14 protein-coding genes are annotated in these 11925 nt (G+C 53.1%); all 14 read right to left on the reverse strand.

The window, feature by feature from the left end:
- Nucleotides 1-2: 2 nt before the first annotated feature.
- Entirely contained in the window at nt 3-1253 is a 1251-nt protein-coding gene (locus SD71_RS20690) for a 4Fe-4S dicluster domain-containing protein (RefSeq protein ID WP_041067535.1), read from the reverse strand.
- A gap of 3 nt (nt 1254-1256) precedes the next feature.
- Nucleotides 1257-1493, reverse strand: coding sequence for a hypothetical protein (locus SD71_RS20695; protein WP_041067538.1), 237 nt, complete (start codon nt 1491-1493; stop codon nt 1257-1259).
- Entirely contained in the window at nt 1477-2109 is a 633-nt protein-coding gene (locus tag SD71_RS20700; RefSeq protein WP_041067541.1) for a hypothetical protein, read from the reverse strand. Before SD71_RS20700 ends, SD71_RS20695 begins: the two co-directional genes overlap by 17 nt.
- The gene (locus SD71_RS20705) at nt 2106-3119 is read right to left on the reverse strand and encodes an electron transfer flavoprotein subunit alpha/FixB family protein (RefSeq protein ID WP_041067544.1); all 1014 of its coding nucleotides are present in this window, start codon (nt 3117-3119) and stop codon (nt 2106-2108) included. The genes SD71_RS20700 and SD71_RS20705 overlap by 4 nt, the downstream gene beginning before the upstream one ends.
- Nucleotides 3120-3154: 35 nt before the next feature.
- Complete coding sequence (locus SD71_RS25230; protein WP_235427271.1) at nt 3155-3916, reverse strand: FAD-dependent oxidoreductase; 762 nt, start codon at nt 3914-3916, stop codon at nt 3155-3157.
- Nucleotides 3913-5106: an oxidoreductase gene (locus SD71_RS25235; protein ID WP_235427273.1), complete on the reverse strand. Its 1194-nt coding sequence runs from the start codon at nt 5104-5106 to the stop codon at nt 3913-3915. Before SD71_RS25235 ends, SD71_RS25230 begins: the two co-directional genes overlap by 4 nt.
- A 143-nt stretch (nt 5107-5249) precedes the next feature.
- Nucleotides 5250-5939: a GntR family transcriptional regulator gene (locus tag SD71_RS20715; protein ID WP_082034387.1), complete on the reverse strand. Its 690-nt coding sequence runs from the start codon at nt 5937-5939 to the stop codon at nt 5250-5252.
- Between the two features lie 88 nt (nt 5940-6027).
- Nucleotides 6028-7221 (reverse strand): thiolase family protein, encoded by a 1194-nt coding sequence (locus SD71_RS20720; RefSeq protein WP_152619531.1) that lies wholly within the window; start codon nt 7219-7221, stop codon nt 6028-6030.
- 29 nt (nt 7222-7250) lie between these two features.
- The gene (locus tag SD71_RS20725) at nt 7251-8402 is read right to left on the reverse strand and encodes an acyl-CoA dehydrogenase family protein (protein ID WP_041067550.1); all 1152 of its coding nucleotides are present in this window, start codon (nt 8400-8402) and stop codon (nt 7251-7253) included.
- Between the two features lie 17 nt (nt 8403-8419).
- Nucleotides 8420-9196 carry an enoyl-CoA hydratase/isomerase family protein gene (locus SD71_RS20730; RefSeq protein WP_041067553.1) on the reverse strand — a complete coding sequence of 259 codons (777 nt, stop codon included), beginning with the start codon at nt 9194-9196 and terminating at the stop codon, nt 8420-8422.
- Nucleotides 9193-9897: a 3-oxoacid CoA-transferase subunit B gene (locus tag SD71_RS20735; protein WP_235427275.1), complete on the reverse strand. Its 705-nt coding sequence runs from the start codon at nt 9895-9897 to the stop codon at nt 9193-9195. Before SD71_RS20735 ends, SD71_RS20730 begins: the two co-directional genes overlap by 4 nt.
- Nucleotides 9872-10594, reverse strand: coding sequence for a CoA transferase subunit A (locus tag SD71_RS20740; protein WP_041067557.1), 723 nt, complete (start codon nt 10592-10594; stop codon nt 9872-9874). The genes SD71_RS20735 and SD71_RS20740 overlap by 26 nt, the downstream gene beginning before the upstream one ends.
- Nucleotides 10595-10608: 14 nt before the next feature.
- The gene (locus SD71_RS20745; RefSeq protein WP_041067560.1) at nt 10609-11463 is read right to left on the reverse strand and encodes a 3-hydroxyacyl-CoA dehydrogenase; all 855 of its coding nucleotides are present in this window, start codon (nt 11461-11463) and stop codon (nt 10609-10611) included.
- Between the two features lie 26 nt (nt 11464-11489).
- Nucleotides 11490-11807 carry an aldehyde dehydrogenase family protein gene (locus SD71_RS20750; protein ID WP_041067563.1) on the reverse strand — a complete coding sequence of 106 codons (318 nt, stop codon included), beginning with the start codon at nt 11805-11807 and terminating at the stop codon, nt 11490-11492.
- Between the last annotated feature and the right edge of the window lie 118 nt (nt 11808-11925).

Here is an 11925-nt window from a genome sequence, read left to right on the forward strand (position 1 = left end):
CGTTAAACCCCCTGTTTTTTCTTCTCCTGGCCCCGTTGCAAATTGGGGATATTCAATCCTCTGCTCCAATCCGCGCGCTCCGACCATGGTTTGCCCCACACGTTATGCTGTTCTTCCACCCGCAGCAGAGTGTTCTCCTCTTCCGTATGCATCACGCCGCGGTGAATCAGTCCCCGTCTCATGGATAGAATGAGATCGATATGATTGATCGACACCGGGCATGCTTCCACGCAAGCGCCGCAAGTCGTGCAGGATTGCAATTCTTCCGGCGATATAAAGAAAGAGATCTCCCGATCCTTGGCCATATTGTCGCGAATTTTGGTGACGATGGAACGGGGCGACAATGGTTTGGCGCTCAGATGTGCCGGACATTGACTGTCGCATCGGCCACATTCGGTGCAAGCGTCGGTGCTGAGCAATTGCCAGCCGGTGAAATCCGTGATCTTGTTTACGCCTTGCACCGGGGTCTCCTGAACAACTTCGTCCAAGCGATAAGGCAACGACACCTTTCCCGTCCGCTTTACCGGCTGGAACAGCATATTCAGAGGCGCGGTGAACAAATGAAACAATTTCGTATAAGGAATGACTGCAATCAGAATAAACACGAACACTGCGTGACTGAACCACCACAACGGATACGCGTCTGCACTGAATAGGGGAACGCCATTAAACAGCAAAGAGAGGCCGTAGCCGATCGGCGACCAGACGGCGTAGCTCACTTGCGTAACCGCCAGACGGATTCCTTCCAGAACGTAGCCCCCTAAGCCGATCACAAATAAAAGCCACAGCAGCAGATTGTCTTTGAGGCTATACCACAAGCGGCTTCGCTTCTTTTGCACTCGGATTCGAATCGCGATGAGCAAACCGATTAAAAACAGGACGCCAAAAACATCCAGCACGGCTTTGTAAATCAAATAAAAACCGCCTCGCAGAAGAGGCACTTTTAAGTCGTAATCCACTACGACCAGTACCGTGCCAATGAACAACACCACGAAGCCGTAGCTTGTGAAGCGATGCATGAGGCCATAAAGCTTGTCCCGCCGGATTTTCCTTTGTTCGACGGCCATATGCCAGAAATATCGGAAGTTGGTTCTGACATCGCTCCAGCGGACTCGTTCCTTTCTTCCCCTCCGCCATAAACGGAAGCGCCGATAGAAGCCGTAGACAAAAATCAAGGTTGCGATAACAGCCAATACATAAAAATAAATCCGGCTCATCGGAGGGATCATCCAGAATGTGTTTCTTTCAATCATCCTTCAGTCCCCCTTCAGCCAAAGAAGCAGCTTCTCCTTGATGTATTGGACAGCGGGTTCCGATACTTCCGGTGCAATCTTCCCCGCTGTCTCCGAGCGCGTTCCCCGGCTGAATCCCATGATTTCCTGCAACCGCTTTTCTGCTATCATGCCGGATGAAGGAACCGTGAAATAACGAATGTTCGGCCGCGGTTCGGTAACGCGAAGCACCTCAATTTCAGGTTCAGGTTCCTTCTCCAAACATCCTTCCATAAATCTGACCGATACCTTTTCCAGGTGGGAGCCCGCGGAATACCGGGGAACATACCGTCTCCGTGCGATCGACCCAGTCACCGCCGATGACAGCGGGCAGATCGATTCGAAATGTTTGAACCCGGTCCCGGCCAGACTTCCGTTTGACTTGCCAAATGTGATCCGAAGCCGGATCGATCTGATAGACCTCGGAAAAATAAGGGATACCCAGAAATTCCGCCAGCACCGCCGGTGTGACGCCTGAATGTGTATCTTCGCTTTGCGATCCGCTAAGGATTAAATCGAACGCCTGATCTTTCAGGGCTTGAACGAGCGGCAGGGCCGTTTGATGTCGGTATCTGGACAAGTTGGCGCACTTGATTATGATACAATCATCGACCGGATATTTGAGCAAAGGCTTGACATCGATTTCCTGATCCGGATCGACAACCGTCACAATCGTGATGCGGGCGGCATGTGTTTGCTTGTAATCGCACGCCCATTGCAGCGCATGCAAATCGGGCCGATTAAACCCCGGCGTCATAAAGTCCAAACGTTGTTCCCGGTAGTCCCATCGGATCGAAGCCGGATCCGCAACCGGCTTGATCAAGACGCAGATATTCAAGTCGCGCTCACGCTGCTTTCGGATTGAACTGCCGCCACAAGTGCGGGAATGACGTCTTGAAACTTGCCTACAATGCCGATATCGCACCGTTGAAAAATAGGCGCCGACGGGTCCGAATTAACGGCTATGACGCGTTTGACCCCTTTGATTCCCTCCAAGTGCTGGGACGATCCGGAAATGCCGATGGCGATATAGATGTCGGCGTCAATGGCGCTTCCGCTAGACCCTATTCGTCGATCACGGGGGATCAATCCGAGCTCATCGGCCACCTTGCTTCCGCCGATTGGCGCATTCAGCAATTCCGCTAGCCGGACAATGTCCGCCATCGACCCGGCGCCGCTCAATCCTCTGCCGACTCCAATGACGCAGCGGGCTTCCGTGATTTTGAGCTCTTCCCAACCGATGACCGATTCGGAGACGAACCGGACTTTGCCTGCCGTGGGATTGTCGTAATGGATCTCACGCACGACGGATGGTTGTCCTTGCATGCGCTCGCCGTATAGGACGGCGGGACTCATCGTGACAAATTGATGCGAAGTCGGATTCGAGGATCGAAACGTCACATATTCATGAGCTTTGCCGCGATAAATTTCCCGTTTCACCGTGAATGAAGACGCTGCGGCATCTGAATTCGGCGTGTGGATGTCCACCGCATGGGTGATGACGGCACCTCCATAACGAACCGATAATCGGACGGCGGTTTCGTGATATAAAGGGTTGGAAGCAAACAAATATATACCTTGTGCGGCGCCGATCTCATGATGCACATGTTCAAAAGCTTGAACGTGTGCGTCGGCAACTTTCCATTGCTCAGCTTCCAACCGTACATGGTAGACCTCATCAAACGGCAATTCGCCCCATTGCTCCTTCTCCAAACCGCTGTGAACGACAATGCCGGCCAACGGAAGGCGCTCCGTATTAATCTTGTTTGCGATCTTCATTAAACCCCACGCATGTTCGTTCAAAACAGTGCCGTCAACGACCGGCACGTAACAAAACACTTTTCGCATGCAAGCTCCACCACGTTTCTATGGAAATCGCCGTCTCAGAGGCTCGCGGCCAGTTCGAATCCTTCCAGGATTGCCTCTTCCACCGTCCTCGGCATCATCCCGTCTCCGATCAAATGTACGTTCGGCACGGTATCTTTCAATTGGCGAAAAAGATCGATTTGCTGAATATTTCCGCACGCCAAAATGACCGTATCGACGTTTTCCCGGACCAACGGATCGCCTGTGTAGATGTTTTCGAACGTCACTGAATTCGGCTCAATTTTGGCCAATTTGTAGTTACAAATCATACCGACCTCTTTGGAATAAAGCTGCGAAAACATCATGGATCGCACATACGACTGCAGGCCGAAGCCGATGAATAGGCAGCTTGTCACCAGTTCCACCTGGCAGCCTTGATTCTGCAGATACAGCGCCGTGCCTACGCCCGGCATATCGCCTTTCCAGTCGGCGATGACAACACGTTTGCCGGCGGTTTTGCGCTGCTCCAGGATGTCCCAAGTGGTCGCAACATGCGGAAGATCGGTTCCTGTCACATTCGGAATATAAGGGGTGGATCCGGTGGCTAGAATGATTTCATCCGGTTGCATGGATAGAACCGACTCTTTGGTCGCTTCCGTACTCAACTGGACATTGACCCGGTAAAATTCCAGCTCCCGTTTCAAATTGGGGATGAGCTCCCCGAACTCCTCACGGCCCGGAATTTTTCTCGCTAATTTGACTTGTCCTCCCAATTCATCCGATCTTTCCAGCAGCGTGACGTCGTGTCCGCGTTCCGCGGCAATTACCGCCGCTTTCATACCCGAGGTCCGCCCCCGACGATTACGATTCGTTTGCGCAACTTCGCCCGCAGCATTTCCGCGTATGACGATTCCCTGCCTGTCACCGGATTTTGAATACAGCTGATCGGTTCGTCATTCTGCATATGGCCGATGCAAGCTTGGTTGCAAGCGATACAGAGCCGGATCCGGTTCAACTCACCCCGTAACGCTTTGTTGGGCATGTGAGGATCGCAAATCATCGCCCTCGTCATGCCGACCATATCCGCTTGACCGTTCGCCAGCACCTTTTCCGCGATGGCCGGATCGTTAATGCGCGATGCAACAAAAATCGGAACGGAAACGGCCTCCCGGATGATTCCCGCATGGGAGGCAAAATGCGCCGGGGGAATCGGAGCGGGCGGGACGATAAACACCGCGCTCGCGTAGGTCGCGGAACCTCCGCCGATGAGGTTGAAATAACTGATGCCGCCGATCTGCCGGTCGATATGAATCAAAATCTCCAGCACTTCGTCGAACGTCAAGCCTTCCTTGACGAAATCGTCGACGCTTAACCGGAGCCCTACGGGAAAGTCGCTGCCGACCTGTGAACGGACCGATAAAACGATTTCACGGAAAAACCGCATCCGATTCTCGAACGGACCTCCGTATTCATCGTTTCGCAAATTGGTGCGGGGAGACCAAAATTGGCTGATCAAGTACCCGTGGGACGAAACGATCTCCACGCCGTCCAATCCGCCCTGCCGGACACGTCTGGCGGTTTCGCCGTATCCCTGCACGATTTCCCGGATTTCTTTAACATCTAATTCCCTGGGCATGATCCGAAAACGGTCGGATGGCACCGCCGAAGGAGCTACGGGAATCGCCGTGCTCGAGGGGGATACCTCCCGGCCGGGATGAAACAATTGCGCAAACATCCGGGTTCCGAACGGGTGTACGGCTGCCGCCAATCTTTGATAGTAAGGGATGATCTTGTCGGTGGTGGCGGCGATCGTCTTCGGTGTCATCAGCGCACTCGCATGAACCGCATTGGCTTCGATGATGATTAATCCAGCTCCGCCCTTCGCCCGTTCCTTGTGGTATAGAATGAATTGTTCGGTCGGCAAGTTATCCTCAACGAAGGTGGTCATGTGACCAGTGCTTAAAATCCGGTTTTTGATCCACACGTTGCCGATCTGCTTGGGTGCAAACAGATGTTGAAACTGGGACATCACGGCCACTCCGTTCATCGCTAATTGTTAGCGGTTACAAATTATAGAATATCATCAGTTCATATATGATTCAATATATTATTCTAATATTGACATAAAAATGGCCGCGTTCCGTGTCGGCGGAACCGGCCAGTGATTTGGCGTTATAAATCACGCGGCATCGCGTTGATGTGATGGCTCCGAACGAACAATTCGATGTCCTCGGCCGTATCACTGCTTTCCAGATAAGCGATCATCATTTCATGCTCTTTGATGACTTCATGCGCCCGGGTCGAAAAATATTTCATGCTCATACGGCGGATTGCGTCCAACTTCTCCCACAGCAGCTCGAGTTGGCTGATCAGGTATTGGTTCCCGCAGAAACTGTTGTAAAAAATGTGGAATTCGCGGTTGAGATTAATGAAGCTGTAGAAATCGAAATCCCCGAGCTTCTGCTTCATTTGCTCGTTGTATTCATGCAGCTTGGCAATTTGGTCGCGCGGAAAACGAGGCAGACTTAATGAGGCCGCGTATCCGTCCAATACAGCGAGCGTGGATAAAATATCCACGTATTCATTCTCGTTCATGGAAGAGACAACAGCCCCGCTGTAAGGCTTGATCTTCACCAAACCTTCAGCTTCCAGCCGGTGGATGGCTTCCCGAACCGGAATCGGGCTGGAGGACAGCTCCTTGGCCAATTGGTCGATGACCAGACGCTGCCCGGGAAACAAGGTGCCTTCCATGATCCCTTGGCGAATGAAGTCATAAGCGATTTGTTGTTTGCTATTATCTTTTTTCGTTTTCATATGATCATAGTATATGATTCCGTATAAGATATCAAGATTGAACAGCATGGTCAGATGACTTTCCGGAGCTCCTCCGTGAGCAAAGGAATGACTTCGAACAGGTCGCCCACAATGCCATATTGTTTATTGCAGCGTATTAAACCCGCAAATTCTCGACGATCGTCGTCGTCCCTTGTCCACCGCCGATGCACAGCGTTACTAAGCCGTAGCGGCTTCCACGCCGTTCCATTTCGTGCATCAATTTGGTCATCAGAATCGCCCCGGTTCCGCCTAGCGGATGGCCGAGCGCGATTGCCCCGCCGTTGACGTTGAGCTTGCTGCGATCGATGCCGAGCTCCTGGACGACGGCCAGAGCCTGCGCGGCGAAAGCCTCGTTCAGCTCGATCAGGTCGATGTCTGTCATGCTCAGCCCTGCCTGCTTCAACGCTTTATATGTGGACGGCACAGGCCCGATACCCATGATCTCCGGAGATACACCGGCAGACGCCTGGGCGATTATGCGCAGTCGGGGCTTCAAGCCTCGCTCGGCCGCTTTCTCGTCCGACATCAACAGCAGGGCGGAAGCTCCGTCGTTCCGTCCGCTGGAGTTTCCCGCCGTGACGGTTCCTCCTTGCTTGAATACCGGCTTCAATTCCGCCAGCTTCTCCATGGAAGTCTCCCGGGGATGTTCGTCAATGTCGAACACGATTGTTTCTTTTTTCTTTCTCAGCTCGTACGGAACAATCTCTCTCTTGAACTTCCCGACGCGGATCGCGGCCGTTGCCCGCTCCTGGCTTTGAAGCGAAAACTCGTCCTGGGCTTCCCGGCTAATATTGTATTTCACGGCCAAATTTTCAGCTGTCATACCCATGGTCAAATTGCCGAACACTTCAATCGGCTGCGCTCTCGGCTGGCTTTCCGTATTCGAATCGACCAGCTCCGCGTTTCCTGCCTCGTAACCATATCGCGCTTTCCGCAAGTAATAGGGAGCGTTGCTCATACTTTCCGCGCCTCCGGCCAGCACGATGTCGGATAACCCGCACATGATTTCCTGAGCTGCGTTATTGATCGCCTGCAAACCGGAGGCGCATTGCCGATGAACCGTATATCCCGGCACTTCGATGGGCAAGCCGGCACGCAGTGCCGCCACCCGTGCGATGTTCGGTTGATCCGAACTTTGTTTGGCATGGCCCCAGATGACTTGATCGATATCGCCGCCCGGCACTCCGGTTCTGAACAACACTTCACGCATCACTTTTTCCGACAGGAAATCGGGATCCACGTCTTTCAGGGCGCCGCCCATCCGGCCGATAGCCGTTCTGACGCCTTCCACAATGACAACGTTGCGCATGAGTTTCTCTCTCCCTCCCGCTTTTCGGTCTATTTCAGAAACTCCCGCTTCAATTCCGCAGCGATGATGTTTTTCTGAATTTGCGAGGTGCCTTCGTAAATTTTGGTGATGCGCGCATCTCGATAGAATCGTTCAATCGGATAATCTCTCATGTAGCCGATACCGCCGTGAATTTGCACCGCCAAATCCGCAATTCGATTGTAAACCTCGGAGCCGTACAGCTTGGCGATCGCCGCTTCCTTGACGACGCGCATCCCTTGATCGCTCATCCAGGCGACGCGGTACGTCATCGAGCGCAGAACTTCAATTTCCATGGACATGTCGGCAAGCATATGTTGAACCGCCTGCTGCTCGAAAATCGGTTTGCCGAACTGCTCCCGCTGCATCGAGTACTCCATGCTCATCTCCAAAAGCTTTTCGCAGGAGCCCAAGTTTCTGGCAGCCAGGCCGGCACGGCCGTTGGCCAAAATTTTCAGCGCGTTCACGTACCCTCTGCCTTCTTCGCCGAGAACATTCTCGGACGGCACTTCCAGGTCCTCGAAAAACAACTCCGCTGAGTGGGAGCCGCGCAAGCCCATTTTCTTCTCCACGGAGCCCAGCTTAAAACCTGGAAAATCTTTCTCGACGATGAAGGAGGTTATACCCTTCGCGCCTTTGGCTGGATCGGTCACCGCCATGACGGTAAACACATGGCCGCAAACAGCGTTGGTGATGTAGTGTTTAGACCCGTTAATGACGTATTTGCTACCTTTTCGGACAGCCGTCGTTTTCAGGTTGGCTGCATTAGATCCTGCACTCGGTTCGGTCAAGGCGAAGGCACCGATCCATTCTCCACTGGCCATTTTGGGCAAATACTTCGTTTTTTGCTGCTCCGTTCCGAGCTCCACGATGCCAACCGAACCGATCCCCGTATGCGCACCGATCAGCGTCGTATATCCGTTGTGCGTTTTCCCCAATTCTTCGTAAATAGCGCATTTGCCGACCATATCAAGACCCAAACCGCCATACTCTTCCGGTATGCTTAATCCGAACAAGCCCATGTCCTTGGACATCTCGACAATTTGTTCCGGGATTTCATCTTCTTCCTCGATTTGCATAGCCACTTTTTCCACTTCGTTTTGCACAAAGTCCCTGACCGCTTTGACCAGCAGTTTTGTATCCTCGGAAAGCCTGAAATCCATCGTTGAATTCCCCCTGATTATTTGCCTCTGAATGTCGGCGTTCGTTTATCGAGAAACGCCTGCGTCCCTTCCGCTTTATCCTCCGAGCCCATCAAGATGGTTTGTGCGAGCTTCTCGAGATACAGCGCCGTATCCATATCCAGTTCCGTCCCATGGTGGAGGACCGACTTGGCCAGACGAGCGGCAAGCGGTCCTTTGGCGGCGATTTTGAGGGCATATTGCTTGGCGGTCTGCATCAATTCTTCCTCCGGCACCACGATGCTGACAAGGCCGATCCGCTCGGCTTTATCAGCGGTCACCATATCCCCGGTCAAAATGATCTCCAGCGCCCTTCCCTTGCCCACGATCCGCGAAAGCCTCTGCGTGCCGCCCGCTCCGGGCATGATGCCCAGATTCAATTCCGGCAAGCCCAATTTCGCATGCGCCGCCGCGATCCGAATATCGCATGCCAAGGCCAGCTCTAAGCCTCCGCCAAGCGCGTACCCGTTAATGGCGGCGATAGTCGGTTTCTCGTACAGCTCGATTTTCCGGTAAGTCGCCGTCATATTCGGCAACAGCGCTTCGAGCATCGCCCTTTTATTTAGTTGGGCGATATCCGCTCCTGCCGCAAACGATTTGTCACCCGCACCGGTGAAAATGACCACCCGCACTTCCGGAGCAAGGGACCAACCTTCCAGCGCCGTTTCGATTTCCTGAAGAGTATGCAAATCCAGCGCATTCCGAAGTTCAGGCCGGTTGATCGTAATTACGCCCACCCCGTCTTCGATCTGCACAAGAATGTTGGAAAAATTCATGCGATTCCACTTCCCATCGCGTGCGGCGTCACCGGCATCGTTTTTAAATCTTCCGCCACCTCAAAATGAGCCTCCGTCGTGGCGGAAATCTCTTCGAGCGTGCAGTCCGGCGCGATTTCCCGCAAAATCATCCGGCTGTTTTCGATAAAAATACGCTCTCCTCCGTCAATAACCTTCTGCGCAAAACGGATACCGCTTGTCGGATATGACAGGTTCCGGACGAGCTTCGGTTTGCTGTCTTTAGTGAGGTGATTGATGGCGATCATCATCGTTTTCGCGCTGGCCACCAAATCCATCGCCCCTCCGACGCCCAGAATGTCCTGGCCGGGTATCGACCAATTGGCGATTTCGCCTCTCTCGCTCACTTGCAAAGCGCCCATAACGGCCACGTCGATATGACCGCCTCGTATCATGGCAAAGGAATCGGAGCTTGAGAAAATGGAGGCGCCCGGTTCCAATGTGATCGGATGCTTGCTCGCGCTGATCAAATCCATGTCGAACTCATCATCGGGAGGGGTCGGCCCCATGCCCAGCAGTCCGTTCTCCGATTGCAGGAATACCCCGTGATTGGGCTGCAGAAAGTCCTGGATCAGCGTCGGAATGCCGACGCCGAGATTGACGACCATGCCGCTCTCCAATTCCAAGGCAATTCGTCTGGCGATTCGCTTGCGGATTTCATCCGGGTTCAACTGAGCGCTCAACGTAGGTACCTCCCACTTTTTCATATCGATCATTGATGACGAGGATGTCTACATAAGAATGAGGAGTCACGATTTGTTCCGGTTCAAGCTGCCCGGCCTCCACGATTTCGTCCACTTCCGCGATCACCAGGTCTGCGGCGGTGGCCATAACCGGATTAAAGTTGCGGGCGGTTTTGAAATATACCAAGTTGCCCAATGTGTCCGCTTTGTACGCCCGGATTATCGCCACTTTCGCCCGAATACCTTCGACGAGCAAGTGACGTTCACCGCAGAAAACCCGTTCCTCTTTGCCCGCGCCCAAGGAAGTTCCGACCCCCGTTTTCGTATAAAACGCGGCGATGCCCGCACCGCCGGCGCGAATTGCTTCCGCCAGCGTGCCTTGAGGAATCAGTTCGATTTCCAACTCGCCTCTGGACCATGCTTGCACGGCATCCCGATTGGACGTGAAATAGGAGCCGACCGCCTTCCGGATATGTCCGGAATTGAGCAGTTTGCCGAGCCCTTTGCCGGCCTCCCCTAAGTTGTTGCTTATGATGGTCAAATTGCGGGCCCTGTCTTGTTCTGTAATCGTATCGATCAAAGTGAAAGGCGTTCCGGTGAGGCCGAATCCGCCGACGAGCAGGCTGTCCCCGTCCTGGATACGTTCGACCGCTTCTTGCGCCGTCTTAAGTTTCTGGCTATGGACGACTTCTATCATTTCCCCACCTCCGTTCACTTGTCGTCGTTATAATCATAAAACCCGGCCCCCGATTTGCGGCCCAGCCGTCCGGCTTTCACATATTTGATCAGAAGCGGACAAGGGCGATATTTTTCTCCCAACGTTTTGTTGAGATATTCCATATTTCGCAAGCGTGTATCCAATCCGACCAAATCCGCCAACTCAAGCGGGCCCATCGGATGGTTCAACCCCAGCTTCATGGCCTTGTCGATGTCGCGAGCGGATGCCACGCCCTCCATAAGCATCGTCATTGCTTCGTTGCCGATGAGGCAGTTCATACGGCTCGTTACGAAGCCTGGAAATTCATTCACTTCGACTGTCTCTTTCCCCAATTTTTCTGCAACCGCTTTCACTTTTTGTACCGTATCGTCCGATGTTTCCAGCCCCCGGACGATTTCAATCAGCTTCATTTTATGTACCGGATTGAAAAAATGCATCGCGATGCATTTGTCCGGCCGCGATGTGGAGGCGGCGATTTCCGTAGGGCTCATCGTTGAGGTATTCGTCGCCAATATCGTCGACGGATCGCACAACCGGTCAAGCTGTTTAAACACGTCGATTTTCAATTCCATCAGCTCGAAGACGGCTTCTATTACGATTTTCGTATTATTTACAGCATCTTCGAGGTTGGTCGTGTATGTGACTCGTTCCAGCGCGCGATCGGCTTTGTGCCGGTCGATGAATCCTTTGTCGGCGCTTTGATTCATCGTCGAGCGAATCAATTTCTCCGCGTTCTGCAAGTTGTCGGTGGATACGTCATGTAGCCTGACGTTATACCCGCCCAAAGCTGCGACATACGCAATGCCTCTTCCCATGGTGCCCGCACCGGTTACGCATAGATTACTCATCCTTTGTTCCCCTTTCCGCGACGAGTTCATTGCCTAATTTGCACGGAGGTCATCTTCACGACCAAATAATCTTCGATTCCTTCGGTGCCGCCTTCACGCCCGACTCCGCTCTCTTTGATTCCGCCGAAAGGCGCTTGGACGGCAAAAGGAGCCGGATCGTTGATCCCGATCATACCGTATTCCAACTGCTCAGAAACCCGATACATCCGTGACAGATCGTTGGTATAAAAGTACGAGGCTAAGCCGTATTCGATATCGTTCGCCCTGCGGATCACTTCATCTTCAGAGGTGAACCGGATTAACGGGGCCACCGGGCCGAACGTTTCCTCGTGGGCGATTTTCATGCCCTCCAAGACATCGGTCAGCAAGGTCGGCGCATAAAAGCAGCCAGATCGTATTCCCCACCGGCCAACCGGCTTCCACCATAAAGTACCGATGCACCCTTGCTTACCGCATCATCGA

Source organism: Cohnella kolymensis (assembly GCF_000829465.1).
Lineage (GTDB): Bacteria > Bacillota > Bacilli > Paenibacillales > Paenibacillaceae > Cohnella > Cohnella kolymensis.